The organism is Microcystis sp. M061S2, assembly GCF_020245605.1.
Taxonomy (GTDB): Bacteria; Cyanobacteriota; Cyanobacteriia; order Cyanobacteriales; family Microcystaceae; genus Microcystis.
The window spans coordinates 1-16,827 of the sequence record NZ_JADBUP010000069.1; the positions used below are offsets into that span (position 1 = coordinate 1).

Below are 16,827 nucleotides of genomic sequence, written 5' to 3' on the forward strand. Positions count from 1 at the left end.
AATTAAAGCAGCTCTAAAGAGTTTTGAGTTAAAAGTTAAACTTCAAGTTTTCATTCAGGACGAATGTACTGATTAACTAATTTTTTGGGGAAAATTAGTTAACCAATCATTATAACATATAATTAATTTGCAAGAGTTCTACTGTTCAGTTTTTGGCTGTGTTTCCCCGAAATAATCCCCTGGCAACATATTAATTAAACAGCCACCAAGATGATAGGCCATATTCACGGGAACCGCGTTACCAATCTGTCGATATTGAGAGGTTAAATTACCGGTAAATTGCCAATCATCGGGAAAGGACTGCACTCGTGCATATTCTCTCACAGTCAAAGGACGAGTTTCTTGGGGATGGCATCTTTCTGTTTGGGTTTGTGCCGGACTACAGGTAATAGTTAAAGCCGGTTCATCCCAAGATAATCTTTTAGCATATCCTGTCCGTCCGCCGTGATTTTTGAGACTATTTTTCATATATTCTTTTTGAATATCCATCGGTAAATTTCGCCAATTTCCTCCTGCGGGAACTAAGGACATAATCTCTTTTTTTCTTTCTTTATATTCTACTCCTGGAGAACTTGGACAATTCTCTAGAGCTTTTTTCAGAGAAATAGTATAGTTTTTATATTGGGGAAAAATGGGTTTAATATTTAGGTCTTGACGGGTGGCAATAATAATTAATCTTTCTCTTTTTTGAGGAACATCGAGAAATTGAGCCGATAAAACTTGATAAGCCGCATAATAACCGATTTCCTGTAAAGCTTCCAGCATTAATTGCAGGGTTTCTCCTTTTTTATTGCTTAATAATCCTCGAACATTTTCGGCTATAGCGATTTTAGGTTGCACTTCCTGTAAACAACGAGCAAACTCAAAAAATAAGCTCCCTCTCAAGTCTTCTAATCCTTTCCCTAACCCAGCATAACTAAAAGGTTGGCAGGGAAAACCTCCAGCTACAACATCTATTTTGTCTCTAAAATCAGAAAATTTAATCTTTTTTATGTCTTGATTTATAACATTCCATTGCGGTCGATTGAGTCTTAAAGTATTAACACAATCTTGATTAATTTCCACCAGTAATTGCGTTTTTAGTCCCGCATTTTCTAAACCTAAAGCCATACCACCACAGCCAGCAAATAATTCGATAACCGTGTAATTAGTTGGCTCAACAGTTTGTAAAATTTTCAATTCTCTGGGGGATTGGTTATTTTTAAGATTGGTTAATTGATCGAGATCAAATAGCCAATCAACTTGATTAATTTTCTGACCTTTGATTAATTTTTTCTTTTGCCATGTTAGTATTTCTGCGGTAGTTACACCGAGAATATTAGCGGCTTTTTGTAGATTTACCTGAGTCATAACCAATAATTAGCAACTTATCTACGTTTTTATTATAAATCAAAGTAGCTAAACTTAATAAACAACAATAAAGGCTGAACCTTGTTCAGCCTCCAGTATAAATTTTAACTCTTTCCTACTTACGTCCCGGAACTGTATATTTAAAATTCATCGGGCCGGTATAACCAGAAACCTCCGCTAATTTCTCTAATCTTTGGGTTCCCGAATATTCTTGACCCTTAATAATCCAAGTGGGGAAACCTTTAATTCCGGCATCGCGACAAGCTTGGGGATTACCATTAACCCCTTGAGGATTGCATTCGATATAAACCCCTTCTTTTTTGAGGATTTCTCCCGCTTCCTTACCAAATAACTGTTTTTGATCGTAACAGTGGGGACACCAAAAAGCCCCGTATTCTTTCGCACCAATTGCTTTTAAATGTTGAGCCAGGGCGATTTCTGCCTCTCCCGAAACCGTGGTTACTTCCCAACCGTAGGGGGGTGTAGCCGCTGTCATTGGCCGGGTAATTTCTTCTTTTCCTCCTGCCACCGTCGGGGAATTTACTCCCGCATAAACCGCTAAAGTTCCCACAAAAGTAATCATGGCCACTACAACCATCGGCAGTATAATTTGTCCTAAACTTTCCCATTCGCGACCGACAATTGTGAGAATTAATAAGGTTAAAGCGAACAAAGCCGAAGTGATGCAGTAGGGACACAATTCTTTTAAGTCCGTGGCTAGAATATACATTAAATAACCACTAAATACCGCCATCGCTGTCGCCCCCGCTAACAGCAATAACCAGGTATTATTTTCTAAACTTTTGCGGAGATTTTTCTGAGTTTCCCCATTAATAAATAGAGGACTGAGGGCAAAAACCGCCATGGCAATATAGGCCAAAAAACCGAACAAACTCAAGGGCAGCCCGAAAACCGTAGCGTAGGGACTATTAAGAACACCACTACAACCAGCCCCATCACTAGCCCCGGCGGTACAGGCTGCAGTCCCTCCCGTCAGTTTGGTAATGGTTAAATAGCCGGTCAGAATCGCCCCCACGATCGAAACGCCCCCAATTAGGGGCCGGGAGTAGCGATGAATCCAAGGTACAGAACGACGACGCATAATATTATTTAGATTAAATTACAGCAGAATTCAGGAGTCAGGAGTCAGGAGAGAAATCTAAATGTACTTTGTTGAAAGGAAAAATTCCCTAACCATATTGTGTTAATTAGGACGTTTTCAATTCCTAAAAACTTAGGATAGCTATCCCCTGAAACTATCCGCCATTCTAGCAAGGGGTTATGTGGACAGGGGCAAAGAAGGGAGAGAATTATTAATTTTTGCCTTTTGATCGTTGATCAGGCGTGCCGTTTCCACAAATTGCGACACCCGGATCGGATCCACCGGTTCAGTAATTTTGCCATGACGCTTGAGGGAACTAGCCACGATCACCCCATCGGCAGCCGGCAGCAACCGCCCGATATTGTCCAAATCAGCCCCGCTGCCGATAAAAACCGGTGTTCCCTTGGCCGCCGCCACTGCCAGTTCCAAATCCTCAAAACTGGGGGGGCTACCGGTAGCCCAACCAGAGAGGATCACCCCGTCTGCTAGTCCCCGTTCGATCGTATCTTGAACTGCTGTAGTCAGATTAGGGGTTCCCAAGGGGCGGCCGTGTTTAACCAAAACATCCGCTAAAATTTTGACCTCAGACCCCAATTCGCGCCGATAACGCAGAAGTTCGTGGGCCTGACCCTCAATAATGCCCTGATCGGTAGCCATAACCCCCGTTAGCACATTAACCCGAATAAATTGGGCATTGACACAGGTAGCGATCGCTAAGGCACTATGGGCATCATTGCGGAGAACATTAAGACCAATCGGTAAGACCACCAGATTTTTAATGCGATCAACAATTAAAGTCATGGCACTAACCACGGCTGGATCCACCTGTTGCTTAGTAAAGGGGGCATCAAAAAAATTCTCGATAATCAAACCATCAACACCACCGGCAGCCAAAGCCGTCGCCTCCTGTTCAGCCCGCTCGATCACCGTCTTGAGACTACCACCCCAACGGGGGGAAGTGGGCAGGGGGGCGAGATGAACCACGCCAATAATCGGGTTTTTTGTCTTGAAAGTTGCAATTAAGTTCACAGCGTCTACTACTCTTAGCGTACCCAACCATGCGCCGCCCACCCATTTTAACAGGGTGAAGGCCTAGCCACGGGCCACCGGGGGGAAATTATTTTAACTGCTAATGATTTTATCAAGTCCGGAATCCGTTAAAATGTCTTAACATTAAATAAGTTTAAGATTTGGTTGATACTCGATCGCATGGGCAATAAGCCAACCATCGCTATCTCACACCTAGGCTGTGAGAAAAACCGGATCGACTCCGAGCATATGTTAGGACTGCTGGCCAAGGCCGGCTATCCCGTAGATAATGACGAGGAGTTGGCCGATTACGTTATCGTTAATACCTGTAGTTTCATTCAAGCAGCTAGAGAAGAATCCGTTCGCACCCTCGTGGAACTGGCGGAAGCTAATAAAAAAATTATTATCTCCGGCTGTATGGCCCAACATTTCCAAGATGAACTCCTGACGGAATTGCCGGAAGCCGTGGCCATTGTCGGCACAGGGGATTATCAGAAAATTGTCGAGATCGTGGCACGGGTAGAGACGGGAGAACGAGTCAAAGAAGTCAGCACCGATCCCACTTTTATCGCCGACGAAAATCTGCCCCGTTATCGCACCACCAGCGAGGGAGTCGCCTATCTGCGGGTGGCCGAAGGCTGCGATTATCGCTGTGCTTTCTGTATTATTCCCCAGCTGCGCGGTGATCAAAGATCCCGTTCGATCGAGTCCATTGTGGCCGAAGCGCGACAATTGGCCAGCCAAGGGGTCCAAGAATTAATTCTCATTTCGCAAATAACAACCAATTATGGGTTAGACTTATATGGCGAACCCAAATTAGCGGAACTCTTGCGAGCGCTGGGAGAAGTCGATATACCTTGGATTCGCGTTCACTACGCTTACCCGACCGGGTTAACGCCAAAGGTTATCGAGGCGATCCGAGAGACCCCGAATGTTTTACCCTATCTAGACTTGCCGCTACAGCATTCCCATCCCGACATCCTGCGGGGGATGAACCGTCCCTGGCAAGGACGAGTCAACGATGGCATTATCGAGCGGATCAAGCAAGCTATCCCGAACGCGGTTTTACGAACGACTTTTATCGTCGGTTTCCCCGGAGAAACCGAGGAACATTTCAGCCATCTGCTGGAATTTGTCAAGCGTCATGAGTTCGATCACGTCGGGGTGTTTACCTTCTCCGCCGAAGAAGGTACAGCCGCTTTTGACCTGCCCGATCCAGTGCCACAGGCAATTATGGACGAACGCCGCGAAAGGTTGATGTTAACTCAGCAACCAATCTCGGAACGCAAAAATCAAGCTTATATCGGTCAAACTGTCGATGTTCTCATCGAACAGGAAAACCCGGAAACGGGAGAATTAATCGGGCGTTCCGCTCGTTTTTCCCCGGAAGTGGATGGCTTGGTTTATGTGACAGGGGAGGCGATTCTAGGTGCGATCGTACAGGTCCGAATCACTGCGGCCGATACCTACGATCTCTACGGCGAAATAGTCTAATTTTTCCATTTTTCTTATTCAATTCCCACAAAACAATCCCTATGACCACTGGTTTCAACAATTTAGGTTTATCCGATAGCCGTCTTCAACACCTAGAAACGCTTGGATTCACCACCCCCACCGAAATTCAAACCAAAGCCATCCCTCTCCTTCTAGAAGGGCATGACATGGTAGGAATGTCACAAACGGGAACCGGCAAAACCGCCGCCTATTCCCTGCCTTTACTGGAACGCATGGACACCAAAAATCCTAACGTTCAAGCTTTAATCCTCACCCCCACCCGGGAATTAGCCCAACAGGTAGCCAGCGCCATCAAAGATTTCTCTGATGACCGTCGTCTCTTTATCCTGACAGTCTGTGGTGGTCAATCCATGGAACGTCAGATCCGCAGTCTGGAAAAAGGTGTCCAGATTGTGGTCGGGACTCCCGGCCGGGTAATCGATCTACTCGATCGCAAAAAACTCCATCTAGAATCCCTAAACTGGGTAGTCCTCGATGAAGCGGACGAAATGCTCAGTATGGGTTTTATTGATGATGTGAAGAAAATTCTGCAAGCATCCCCCTCCACCCGTCAAACCGCCTGTTTCTCGGCCACTATGCCCCGGGAAATCCGCGATTTAATCGCTAATTTCTTGAAATCTCCCATTTCTGTGACGGTTTCTCAACCCCAGGCCGCTCCTGCTAAGATCGAGCAGAAAATTTATCTGATCCCTCGCGGTTGGACGAAATTAAAAGTCCTGCAACCCCTGTTAGAGATCGAACCCCTAGAATCGGCGATTATTTTCGTCCGCACCAAGCAAACCGCGGCCGAATTAACCAGCAAACTGCAAGAAGCGGGGCAAACGGTGGATGAATACCACGGTAACTTAAGCCAAGTGCAACGGGAACGACTGGTGCAACGTTTCCGCGAGGGCAAAATTAAATTGGTGGTAGCCACGGATATCGCGGCCCGCGGTCTAGATGTGGAAAATCTCAGCCACGTTATTAACTATGATCTGCCGGATAATGCCGAAACCTATATTCACCGCATTGGTCGCACGGGCCGCGCCGGTAAAACGGGAACTGCTATATCTTTAGTAGAACCGATCGATCGGCGTTTATTACGTCAGATTGAACAGCGTTTGCGTCAACGTCTGGAATCTAGTCCCATTCCTAGTCGCACCGAAGTGGAAGCAAAACGCCTGGCCAAGCTGCAAAATCAGCTAAAAGAGGCTTTATCGGGGGAACGTATGGCTTCTTTCTTGCCTTTAGTGCGGGATTTAAGTGAAGAATACGATCCACAAGCGATCGCGGCGGCTGCCCTGCAAATGATCTACGATCAAAATTGTCCCCAGTGGATGAAAACCGATTGGGAAGTTCCCGCAGCGGCCAGCAGTAAACCGGTGATTAATAAAACTCCCCGCAGTGGTGGTAATAAGTATCCCTCTAAGTCGAATAACCGTCCTTCCCTGGACAAAAAAATCGTCTTTCAAGAACGTTAATTTTTAGTTCTTGAATAGATAATTTTAAGAGTTGATAGACCGTTTTGGTTCTATCAACTTTTTTTCTGTGTACAATTCATAAAAACTACACGTCAAATTCCTCCCTTTTCCCCTTAAAAAAGGGGATACCGAAGCTAGGGGGAGCGATTCTCACCAGACATCGACCAGCTAATCTGGGCCTGAAGATAACTGCTATAATCTACTTATCAATAGTTAATAATTTCGATGAATCGATCGCAACTTATCCACAGGCAAAGCTGGTTAATTGAACATTTGCCGGGGTTAAGTGACCAAGATTGCCAAAAATTAAAGGATTGCGGTATCGACACCACCGCACAACTTTTGCAAAAAGTTCGTCCGCAATTGGGTAAGGAAAAATTAGCGGTAAGAATGCAAATTCAGGCTAAACATATTAATAAGTGGGTGGCAATGGCGGAATTAGCCTCAATTCCCGCCGTGGGTTGTCAATACTGCGGTTTACTGGTTCATGCTGGTGTTGCTTCCATCCCGCAATTGGCACAGGCATCAATTCAGCAATTGCATCGACAGATTCTCCGCTTTCAGGTGGCTAATCTGCAAAGACGCGATTTATGTCCCGATATTGCGGTGATGTTAGCTTGGATTGAACAGGCGAAAATCTTAACCAGAGAGTTAAAATAAGCCCTATCTCCGATAATTTTGGCATAAATTAACCAAAAGTACTGCCATTCCATCCCCAAAGATCACCTTTCGCCTCGGCAAATTCTAGATAAATGCGATTTTTCGGTATTCCTAAATAAGCCTCAATTTCTTGACAAAAATCACTACTCATGCTTTTAGTTTGAGCGGCGGAAATAGAACCAACACTTTTAATCTCCATATAACAAACCGGCTCAAAAGTGCCAGCAAAAGTCATTTTTATCCCCGATTCTAAAGCTGTCATCACATAGGATTCGGGTTTTCCCAGATGTTTAGCTAATTTAGCCGAAAGACTCTGCAAAAGTTGATTAACCGTCTCATCATCGAGGGAGGTGACAGAAGTTTGAATTTTAATTAGAGGCATAGGAAAAATCTCAGAAATATTTTTCTATAATATAACAGTGTTGCCTGTTCCCTAAAACCAGAGACTTCGTACCTCACCATTAAGATAACTGCTATATTACCCATTGTGCTTTCAACTGTCCACAACTCAAATGTCAACAATATACACAAAAGTGGGGGATCACAACTAGATTTAGTATCAATTGCTTAACTCTTCAGTAGTAACTTCCCCGTAACCTGCCGACTTTCTAAGGCGTAATGGGCTTCTTTTGCTTGCTCTAAAGAATAGATTTGATAACAGGGAGGCTGAATCTTTCCTAAGCTTAAATAGTCAAAAAATAAAGATGCCTGTTGGTTCAAAGCCATGGGATCGGAAATATAATGGCGAATGACCGGGCGAGTCAAATAAAAAGAGCCTCGCTCAGAAGTGCGACACCCTAGCAGACGATTCAAGGCTACCGGCGGCACTTCTCCACTCGCTTGCCCACAAGCAACCAGCAAACCGCGATTTTTTAAGGCTTTTAAGCTATCTTCAAAGGTTCTCAGACCCACGGAGTCATACACCACGTCAACCCCTTGACCCGCAGTGAAATCCATCACCCCATCGACAAAATTCTCGCGGTCGTATCGAATCACCTTGTCAGCGCCAGCCTGAAACGCCAGCAGAGCCTTGGCTGCCGAAGAAACAGTACCAATCACCCTCGCTCCCCGCAACTTTGCCATTTGAACCAACAGAAAACCCACTCCACCAGCGGCGGCATGAATCAGCGCCGTATGTTGTTGATTGAGAGGGAAAGTCTCATGGGAGAGAAACAAGGCAGTCAGTCCCTGCAACAAAACGGATGCCGCTACTTCATCGGAGATAGACTCTGGTAACGACACTAACCCATCGGCGCATAGGGCGATATATTCCCCATAAGCTCCCTGTTCCACATAGGGAAATCCTACCCGTTGCCCGATATGGAAGGCTTTGACCCCAGAACCCATGGCCACAATCTCGCCAACGCCCTCCTTTCCTGGAATCAAAGGCAGAGGCGTAGAATAGACCCCAGAGCGTTCGTAGATATCGACAAAATTAACTCCAGCATACTTCACCTTGACCAAGACTTGATTAGGTTCTACCGTCGGCGTTGGCAGGATTTGCAATTGAAGCTGGTCGGGGGGTCCGTATTTTTCAACTACTATACACAACATGATGTCAACTCCTTGGGGAATTATGAATTATGAATTATGAATTGGGAATTGGGAATGATGAATTGGGGATAGGCAACGGGCAAAAGTAAATAACAAGTAAGCTGTTGTGGATTTAAACTCCATATTGATATTGTCAAAATTGGAAAAACAAGCGAAAACCCTTACTCTTGCCTGTTGCCTGTTGCCCGTTTCCTTGCCTCAATTACTAATACAAATGTTCTATGGCTTACTCTTGCACTGACATTAGGCTCAAACTTGTAAACGATAGATCGATCGCCCGCCATAGCCCATATACTTCTTGATAGGGTACTGGCCAGCCCGGATGATGCGCGTCCACATCCCGTTGTCGGGCGATCGCCGCATTGAGCCACTGATCGACACCGGGGTGACGGTGATGATAATCGTGGCAACTGGTATCCCCCACTAGAATCAGCAAGCGAATCGGAACATAGAGCATCCCTAACCTCAACCACCAAACGCACCATTGCCAGAATTTAGAGCCAAAGGGTTGATCCGCCCTGGGTAGAGGATCTCCCAAAAATATCCCCACCGTTGCACGGGCATAATAACGCTTCCCCTTTTTCAAATCCGCCTCCGGCGCGGGGTGAAGGTGTTCTGAACATTGGCGGATTAAGGTACTCATCTGATGCAACACGATCACAGGGAACAGCCAAGCCACCCCGTAGGCGAGCCACCATTGACCGAACCCGACCAAACCTAACTGGGCCAAGACCACTAACCCACTGCGTAGTTGATGGGCGCGATCGCTCGAAAATAGGCTTGAGCGTACTCGATCAATCCAGAAACGGCCATGAAAGAGAGGGGAAAACAAACCAATGATCATCCGTCGCCATAGGGCTTCTCGACTCAAACCAGGATGGATTCCCGCCCGAAGACGAAGCGCTTCCACTGTCTCATCATCATCAAGCAAGGGATCTTGATGATGTTTACGATGGCGGATTCGATATTGATCGAAGCTGAGAATCAACATTAAGGCGGAAATCCACCGTCCAAGGTATTGATCGAAGAATCGATCACCTGTGAAATTAGAGTGGGCGCAATGGTGAACGATGACCACTTGCAGTTGTCGAGAGGCGGAAACAGTGAGACTCCAACCGACAATCAACCATAGATAACCCCACCCTTGAAGGGCTAAAGCCCAACAACTGAGGGAAATCCCCAGCAACAGTAAACCGCAAACCTTGGCTAAATAGCGGCGCGGTCTGGGTTGAGGTAGAGTCTCATCGGTAGCGGGGACACCGACAACCCAGGTTAAAAATGGCTGAAGAACTTTGGGTAAAGCCTCCATTTCTTTCCTTACTCCCGACCGATTCGGCGAAGGCAAAGAATCGCGCACAGTTGGCGCTTGATTAAAAGTCAGATTGTCAGTCATAAATATTTCTAGGATGGGTGAGTGAGCAAGCCCCCTGGAGAAGTCAGGGGGCGAATCAACTATTTAGTCCCGTGGCAAACTAAAGCATTGCGAATGAGTCGAGCTTCATAGCCAGAGAGATTTTCAGTTAAATTCACGCTAAAATACTGTTCGAGCAGGTGAAAAGTGAAATCAAGTTCATTCTCTAAACCGCTCAGTCCGTACATCTTGATAACGTAGTTGCAAAGCAAACGCTTGGCGGCAAGTTTCGAGGGGGCCTGGACCACAAAAGGATCGGCAATATATTCGATCGCAATATCAGAAAGCCCTGCATCTTGAGCAAGATTAAGCATCTCCTGACGGGTAAAATGCGGGTAATCGTGGCGCGTCTTGCCGTATTCATTCACTACCTGGCCAAAAAAGCGAGCCATCGGGCCATCTTCCTCAAAATCATGGAGGACCCAACGTCCACCAGATTTTAAAATCCGCGCTCCTTCTTTCGCAGCTTGACTCCGAAAGACCCGATCAATGTGGTGCGTGCCATAAGCAAAAATTGTGGCATCGACTGACTGATTTTTCAGCCAAAAAGCGTCTTGAGCGAATTGACAAATGGCGAACATCCCCTTCTTACGACACTTCTCCACCATGAAGGGAGAACTATCAGAATTGATGAAAAGGGGTGCCGAAGATAGATGCCTTTTCGACGTTTCTTCGATATAGCCATCGCCAGCGAGAAGATCAGCGATAACATAGTTCTGCTGAAATTGCAGGGAGCCTTGGGGGTGAGTCAGCCTCAATAAATCAAGGGTTCCTTCGCACCGAACGTCGGGAAACAGCCGAATGCTCTCCAAATAGTCTTCGCCGCGTCCTTCAGTGCCAAATTCATTCTGGCTCGTCCATGCCTGAGACGAAGATCCGAAACGATCATACAGGGCTTGGGGATTGATAACCCAATCGAATAATGATTTTTGCTCAGTTCCGATCGAGGAAAAATCCGGCTTCGAGGGTGCTAAAATTGCTGTAGTTGCTGCCATGAGTCATAACTCCGTTTGCTAAATTAAGTTATTGCGGCTTTTCGTCCGCTCACTTACTCATGGGAGCCACGAGATTTTTTTTTGCAGTTGTGGGAAAAATAATTTTAAGGAAAAGACAATGCCGTGAACGACGAGCTTATTCCCCTAGTCAAGGTGGCAACCTACTGGCGGCTACGACTCCGTAATGTTGTGCCGGAAACCGGCAAACCCCTTGAAGAAAATGACTCTAACTTTCTCCCCTCAGGGAGTGAGCAGTGGTTGCAAGGGGAAAAGCGCTTTTATGAATCTATAGATAGCATTATTCAATTTCTCAACTCCCCAAGGGCGCTAACCAGCCCACCGCTAGAGATTCTCCTCCCCTTATGCGCTCTTGTGCGGATTGTCCTCGATAACCGTCATCCTAGTAGCAATGAGTGCGTCATACCTGAATCTCCTTACTATCGGGCAAAGGATACCCCAACTTGGCAGCAACTCGATCGCCTCTGGCATATCCTTAAGGATGACATTGGCAGGAAGTTAGATCCTAAAATCAAAAACTGGATCTCCGCTCCCTGGATTCAAGGGAAGATTAGTGCCAAACATAAACAGGAACTTGAGCAAGAGGACATTAATCAAGCGCAATTCCAGGTGTGGGATGATCTTGGCCTGAGCTTCAAAGGCCAACCAACCCCCAGAGGTAAGGATTCTGTCTTTAATCCCCATTACCGACAACAGAGTGGACAGTGTACCGTTAAAGGGTGGCTAGGAACACGCCTCTATCACGCCCTGGAGGGAGTAGCTATCAGAAAAGCCCAAGAGCAACGCTTGAGGGCGAATGATCCTTTAGATAACATTAAGTCTAAGCCGTCTCAAGCGTGGTGGGAGAATATCAGAGAAGCAGTGGAGGGTCCCTGTGCTAGAGAACTCCAACAGATTCAGCCCCGAAGCAAAGCATTAAGGCACATTAACGCCCAACTGGTGATCTTAAATCTCTTACCCCCAGAATCCGTCCCTTGGGAGGAAATGGCAGAACAGTGGGGGTGCGACGACACCACAATTCGCCGGTTCTATAATGACAAGTGTTGTCCTTGGCTCCAAAAACATTTTTCCGCAGAAGATCTTCTCTCGGAAGACTGAAGTTAACCCAGAAAACGGTTTCTCGAATAAACTCCTTTTCTAATGTCCCCGTTCCCTCCTAGAAAATTATGTCTATCTCTACCTCAACCTCAGATGTCAATGAGCCTCTCAATCCCCTAGAGGACTGGATTGACGATGACGAACTAGAAAACGATCCTGAGTTTCAGGCGTGGTTAGCGATCGCAGACACAACGGAGGAGGAGGACAGCACCGGACAAGCATCCTCTTCTGTTTGGGTTCCCTGGGACGCAGCGGCTCAACAGCAAGCCAATAAACTGGCCCTGGCTCACCCTAATCCCAGCTTTGGGGAATTGATTCGTCAGAACACCTTAGCGGCGGCGGTGCTGACATATTATTTAGAAGGGCATGGGATAGAGGTAGATGCGGCGGCGGCTGACTACGCTCAAGCGGTGCTACAACTACTCAATCCAACAGCAGATGTGGTGCTACCCAAGCTAGGTAAACTGGAAGCTGTATTGATTCCTCAAGACTCTGATGGAGAACCGTTGGATTTAAGCCAAGTTAGGGTCGAAATTGACCTAAATCCGGCAACCCTAGCCTATATTTTAGTCGAGTTAGGGGAAGGGGGAGCTTGGTTAACTGGGGTTCTGTTGAGTTCCGACCTGCGTCAGGATTTCCCAGAAGGCGGTGCGGTGTCCTTGGCGATGAGGAAACCTATATCGGCGCTGTGGGAGGCTTACCGTCGGTGGGAAAACTGTCAGCAAATCATGGCGCAGTATATCGATAAACAAGGCTGGTCAGCGGAACAGCGAGCGGAGGTAATCACAGTGTTAAACTGGGTCTGGGACTATCGGCAGGACTATGAGCGTCCGACGCTATTAAAGGAGTTTTTAGAAGAGAAGGCCAACGAGAATCATGAGAATTTTAAACCCTTAGTCTCGCGTCCGGAAGGGGTAAGGGAAGCAACGCCTGAGCCGTCTTCAGAGGGTGCGGTGGACTGGCTAGAGGTGGCGATGGATTTGCTTGATGAATTGGGAAAATTTGTTTAAAAAATAATTATGAAAAGTATTAAAATAATTGTCGAAAAGCTATAAAAGCTTTTTAAATTCTTCAATGGTCAATCCAGCATCGTTAACAATTCCAGCCATAGTATAAGCATTAACCGGATTGGCTCTAGGAATGACAATAATACGCTTCCCATTCGCCATCGTAATATGTTTACCTTGTCTAATGACTTGAAAACCTGCTTTTTCTAAGGCCTGAATTGCTCTTAAATGATTTATTCCTGGAAGTTTTGGCATAATTATCCAACTTCTACATAAAGAGATTCGTCATCTTTATTTAGTTCTTCGACTGTCTCTAAGTAGAGTTGAATGGCATCCTTGATATTTTCTAAAGCTTCCTCTTTAGTTTCCCCTTGTGACCAGCACCCCGGTAAACTTGGACACCATATCGCATATCCTTCCTCGCTCTCTTGTAACCTTACTTTATAGCGCATACTTACCTTTTAATTTTGACTATTATCATTTGTAATTATAACAACCGCCAAAGCAGTTAGGATATTTACAATCTCTGAAACCCTCTCAGGTTTTACTTTTGCCAGGTATAACCTGAATCATCTGATATATGGCTCAATCAGTCGTCTAACTTGAGCCAGAGCTTCTTCCCCCGAAATTGGCTGCACAGAGCCATCCCGAACCTCGCCTCTTCGTCTTTTTGCTTCAGTCACCCAAACTGCCTGAATTGTTGAATCGGTATCGAATTCTAAGCTTTCTACCAACTTGTCTGCAAGCAGCGCCCTTGATACACTAGGTAAGGACAATATCTCTTCTGTCAGTTGCTCAATTGATACCATAGCCCGTCGCAGAATAATAAACTCTAAGTATTATCATTCTACAGCAAAATCGACTAAGTTAGTTCTTTTTTGATAAATCTTTAATTAATCTGCTATGGGCAGTGCGTTACGCTATCGAAGATCGCACCCCACTATAATTAGACTAGAATTGAGTTTGCTAGAGAAAAATTCAGGGTACGGGCGAAGCATTCGGATAGGAAATCTAGGGTTTCAGCAATAGGTTATTGTCCGAATGCTTCGCCCCTACTCAATCATCTAACGATCCGTCGTAACGCACCACACCTATCATTAATTTATTTGGTGCGTTACGCTATCGAAGGGCGCACCCTACTACTACTGTTCCCTGTTCCCTGTTATAAAATAGTAAGGTGATCATTAACAAAGAGGTCAACAGATGCAAAACTTACGTCAGGTTTCTTTACTAACAAGTGGACAAGAGCAAGTCTTAAATATTCCTCCTGAACTTGCCTTATCAAGCACAGAGGTTTTGTTACGCAAAGAAGGTCATCGCTTAATCATTGAGCCGATTTCTTCCGGTTCTCTACTTTCTTTGCTGACTACTTTGCCAGACATTACAGACAATTTTCCTGATATAGATGAAGGGTTGCTTTCCCTTGATGACATCACATTTTAGTACCACCCAATGACCTATCAATATCTTCTTGATACTAACATTCTGTCAAATTTGATCAAGTATCCTCAAGGTCAGGTTTTCCGGCATATTGTAGATGTGGGCGAAGAAAGCGTTTGTACGAGCATCATTGTGGCGTGTGAATTAAGATTTGGCGTGGTTAAAACTGCTTCCTACCGTCTGGTACAGCAACTAGAACGCATCCTTGAGTTTTTGACAGTTTTGCCATTAGAATCAACTGTAGATAAGCACTATGCCCTAATTCGTAAACATTTGGAGCAAGCAGGAACCCCAATCGGTCCAAATGATTTACTGATTGCTGCTCATTCTCTAGCGCTTGATCTGACTCTTGTTACCGCAAATATTCGTGAATTTGAGCGTGTTCCTGGTTTAAAGTTAGAGAATTGGTTGATTGATGATGAGAAAATCAGTCAAATTTGATCAGATTAAAAAATGTAGAATGGTAAAATGTAGGGTGCGTTAGACGGCGATAATCTCTGCTTAAACTTAAATCTAACAATCCGTCGTAACGCACCACATCTATCATTAATTTAACTTCGTTATAACATATAATTAATTGTCAAGAGTTCTTATCTGATTAGGTAGGCGTTAAAAATTATCAGATGCCCCCCTTATCAAGGGGGGACTAAGGGGGGATCAACACCCCCCTTATCAAGGGGGGACTAAGGGGGGATCGAACCCAAAATCTATCTTCAATTTAATTAGAACCACTACTACTAAAACCAATCATGAACGAAGCAAGAATAGAAGCTTACTTAGCCCTAATCCAAGCGCTCCTCCAGTGCGAAAATGGTCAGAAACCAGCGCTATTACAAGCTAATGCGGAATTACTTGATGCAGGCTTAGTCGCTGTGATGAAGCAGTATGCAGGCTTCTTAGAACAGCAAGGAGACAGCAATAACGGGAGATGGTTGCTGAATATGGCGCAACGGTTAGAGCAAATTTTAGACCCGCCCAGAGATAACCAAAACCCCTACATCAGTTTTTTACAAACCCTACTGCAAACTGTCGAGGAAAGTGACGGAAACCGCCAAGCAATTTATCCCCTGCTTGACAATAACCTCCATCTCTTAGATGAAAACTTAGTTAACCTCCTCCGTGCTTGGGGAAATTATACCAAGGAACAAGCCAGTCCAGAGGAAACTTACGGACTAGCGGCAATACTCTATTACTTTGCTGATGCTTTTCATGAATTTCCTAAAGGTAATCCACTCATTAACCTAGCCATTGCCGTCTATGGATACGAGTTTTGTGCTGCAACTGAACGTCAACCCGGATTAGAAAGGGATTTAGCCGGAACCCTCAATAATCTGGGCAATGCCTACCGCACCCAAGCCCAACTGGGGAAAGAGCCGGTAGCCAACCTAGAACGGGCAATCGCCGCCTTCACCGAAGCCACCACCATCCGCCGCCAACCCGGATTAGAAAGGGATTTAGCCCAAACCCTCACTAATCTGGGCATAGCCTACAGCACCCAAGCCGAACTAGGGAAAGAGCCGGTAGCCAACCTAGAACGGGCGATGGCCGCCCTCAAGGAAGCCACCACCATCCGCCGCCAACCGGGATTAGAAAGGGCGTTAGCAACAACCCTCAATAATCTGGGCATAGCCTACGGCACCCAAGCCCAACTGGGGAAAGAGCCGGTGGCCAACCTAGAACAGGCAATCGCCGCCTTCACCGAAGCCACCACCATCAGCCGCCAACCCGGATTAGAAAGGGATTTAGCCTCTACCCTCAATAATCTGGGCATTGCCTACAGCACCCAAGCCGAACTGGGTCAAGAGCCGGTAGCCAACCTAGAACGGGCGATCGCTGCCTACACCGAAGCCACCACCATCCGCCGCCAACCGGGATTAGAAAGGGATTTAGCCCAAACCCTCACTAATCTGGGCAATGCCTACCTCACCCAAGCCCAACTAGGGAAAGAGCCGGTAGCCAACCTAGAACGTGCGATCGCTGCCTATACCGAAGCCACCACAACTTACCGCCAACCCGGATTAGAAAGGGAGTTAGCCCTAACCCTCACTAATCTGGGCGTAGCCTACGACACCCAAGCCCAACTGGGGCAAGAGCCGGTAGCCAACCTAGAACGGGCGATCGCTGCCCTCACCGAAGCCACCACAACTTACCGCCAACCGGGATTAGAAAGGGATTTAGCCCTAACCCT

Annotated in this window: 18 protein-coding genes; 8 read left to right on the plus strand and 10 right to left on the minus strand. The window is 46.1% G+C overall.

What is annotated here, in order from left to right; all coding sequences use genetic code 11:
• Window positions 1–138: 138 nt before the first annotated feature.
• The 3 genes from IM475_RS11915 to btpA form a co-directional block, all read right to left on the minus strand.
• Window positions 139–1,350 carry a DNA cytosine methyltransferase gene (locus IM475_RS11915; protein ID WP_287727690.1) on the minus strand — a complete coding sequence of 404 codons (1,212 nt, stop codon included), beginning with the start codon at window positions 1,348–1,350 and terminating at the stop codon, window positions 139–141.
• Between the two features lie 115 nt (window positions 1,351–1,465).
• Window positions 1,466–2,452 (minus strand): vitamin K epoxide reductase family protein, encoded by a 987-nt coding sequence (locus IM475_RS11920; protein ID WP_287727691.1) that lies wholly within the window; start codon window positions 2,450–2,452, stop codon window positions 1,466–1,468.
• A gap of 177 nt (window positions 2,453–2,629) precedes the next feature.
• On the minus strand, window positions 2,630–3,481 hold the full coding sequence (gene btpA / locus IM475_RS11925; RefSeq protein WP_287656896.1) for a photosystem I biogenesis protein BtpA: 852 nt from the start codon (window positions 3,479–3,481) through the stop codon (window positions 2,630–2,632).
• Window positions 3,482–3,661: 180 nt separating this feature from the next.
• Between btpA and rimO the strand changes: the two genes are divergently transcribed.
• From rimO to IM475_RS11940, 3 genes are all read left to right on the plus strand, one after another.
• On the plus strand, window positions 3,662–4,975 hold the full coding sequence (gene rimO / locus IM475_RS11930; protein ID WP_287727692.1) for a 30S ribosomal protein S12 methylthiotransferase RimO: 1,314 nt from the start codon (window positions 3,662–3,664) through the stop codon (window positions 4,973–4,975).
• A 41-nt stretch (window positions 4,976–5,016) separates the two neighbouring features.
• The gene (locus IM475_RS11935; RefSeq protein ID WP_287656893.1) at window positions 5,017–6,456 is read left to right on the plus strand and encodes a DEAD/DEAH box helicase; all 1,440 of its coding nucleotides are present in this window, start codon (window positions 5,017–5,019) and stop codon (window positions 6,454–6,456) included.
• 225 nt (window positions 6,457–6,681) lie between these two features.
• Entirely contained in the window at window positions 6,682–7,116 is a 435-nt protein-coding gene (locus IM475_RS11940; protein WP_287727693.1) for a DUF4332 domain-containing protein, read from the plus strand.
• Window positions 7,117–7,144: 28 nt separating this feature from the next.
• Here IM475_RS11940 and IM475_RS11945 read toward each other — a convergent pair whose 3' ends face one another.
• From IM475_RS11945 to IM475_RS11960, 4 genes are all read right to left on the minus strand, one after another.
• The gene (locus IM475_RS11945) at window positions 7,145–7,498 is read right to left on the minus strand and encodes a phenylpyruvate tautomerase MIF-related protein (protein WP_287727694.1); all 354 of its coding nucleotides are present in this window, start codon (window positions 7,496–7,498) and stop codon (window positions 7,145–7,147) included.
• 185 nt (window positions 7,499–7,683) lie between these two features.
• Window positions 7,684–8,670: a quinone oxidoreductase family protein gene (locus tag IM475_RS11950; protein ID WP_287727695.1), complete on the minus strand. Its 987-nt coding sequence runs from the start codon at window positions 8,668–8,670 to the stop codon at window positions 7,684–7,686.
• 226 nt (window positions 8,671–8,896) lie between these two features.
• The gene (locus IM475_RS11955; RefSeq protein WP_287727696.1) at window positions 8,897–10,063 is read right to left on the minus strand and encodes a fatty acid desaturase; all 1,167 of its coding nucleotides are present in this window, start codon (window positions 10,061–10,063) and stop codon (window positions 8,897–8,899) included.
• A 59-nt stretch (window positions 10,064–10,122) separates the two neighbouring features.
• On the minus strand, window positions 10,123–11,076 hold the full coding sequence (locus tag IM475_RS11960; RefSeq protein WP_287727697.1) for a class I SAM-dependent methyltransferase: 954 nt from the start codon (window positions 11,074–11,076) through the stop codon (window positions 10,123–10,125).
• A 123-nt stretch (window positions 11,077–11,199) separates the two neighbouring features.
• Here IM475_RS11960 and IM475_RS11965 point away from each other — a divergent pair, with 123 nt between their 5' ends.
• Together IM475_RS11965 and IM475_RS11970 are read left to right on the plus strand one after the other, a co-directional pair.
• Window positions 11,200–12,192: a hypothetical protein gene (locus IM475_RS11965; protein ID WP_287727698.1), complete on the plus strand. Its 993-nt coding sequence runs from the start codon at window positions 11,200–11,202 to the stop codon at window positions 12,190–12,192.
• A 68-nt stretch (window positions 12,193–12,260) separates the two neighbouring features.
• Window positions 12,261–13,202: a DUF1822 family protein gene (locus tag IM475_RS11970; RefSeq protein WP_287727699.1), complete on the plus strand. Its 942-nt coding sequence runs from the start codon at window positions 12,261–12,263 to the stop codon at window positions 13,200–13,202.
• A gap of 39 nt (window positions 13,203–13,241) precedes the next feature.
• On the opposite strand, the gene IM475_RS11975 is transcribed toward IM475_RS11970, so the two are convergent.
• The 3 genes from IM475_RS11975 to IM475_RS11985 form a co-directional block, all read right to left on the minus strand.
• Window positions 13,242–13,454: a type II toxin-antitoxin system HicA family toxin gene (locus tag IM475_RS11975; protein ID WP_004268323.1), complete on the minus strand. Its 213-nt coding sequence runs from the start codon at window positions 13,452–13,454 to the stop codon at window positions 13,242–13,244.
• A gap of 2 nt (window positions 13,455–13,456) precedes the next feature.
• Window positions 13,457–13,651 carry a type II toxin-antitoxin system HicB family antitoxin gene (locus tag IM475_RS11980; protein ID WP_002784633.1) on the minus strand — a complete coding sequence of 65 codons (195 nt, stop codon included), beginning with the start codon at window positions 13,649–13,651 and terminating at the stop codon, window positions 13,457–13,459.
• A 117-nt stretch (window positions 13,652–13,768) separates the two neighbouring features.
• A complete protein-coding gene (locus IM475_RS11985; RefSeq protein ID WP_149978086.1) occupies window positions 13,769–14,008 on the minus strand; it encodes an addiction module protein in 240 nt (79 codons plus the stop codon).
• 394 nt (window positions 14,009–14,402) lie between these two features.
• Here IM475_RS11985 and IM475_RS11990 point away from each other — a divergent pair, with 394 nt between their 5' ends.
• The 3 genes from IM475_RS11990 to IM475_RS12000 form a co-directional block, all read left to right on the plus strand.
• Window positions 14,403–14,642: an antitoxin gene (locus IM475_RS11990; protein ID WP_287727700.1), complete on the plus strand. Its 240-nt coding sequence runs from the start codon at window positions 14,403–14,405 to the stop codon at window positions 14,640–14,642.
• Between the two features lie 9 nt (window positions 14,643–14,651).
• Window positions 14,652–15,080 (plus strand): type II toxin-antitoxin system VapC family toxin, encoded by a 429-nt coding sequence (locus IM475_RS11995; protein ID WP_287727701.1) that lies wholly within the window; start codon window positions 14,652–14,654, stop codon window positions 15,078–15,080.
• A 308-nt stretch (window positions 15,081–15,388) separates the two neighbouring features.
• The coding region (locus IM475_RS12000; protein WP_287727702.1) for a tetratricopeptide repeat protein at window positions 15,389–16,827 on the plus strand (1,439 nt) is incomplete at its 3' end.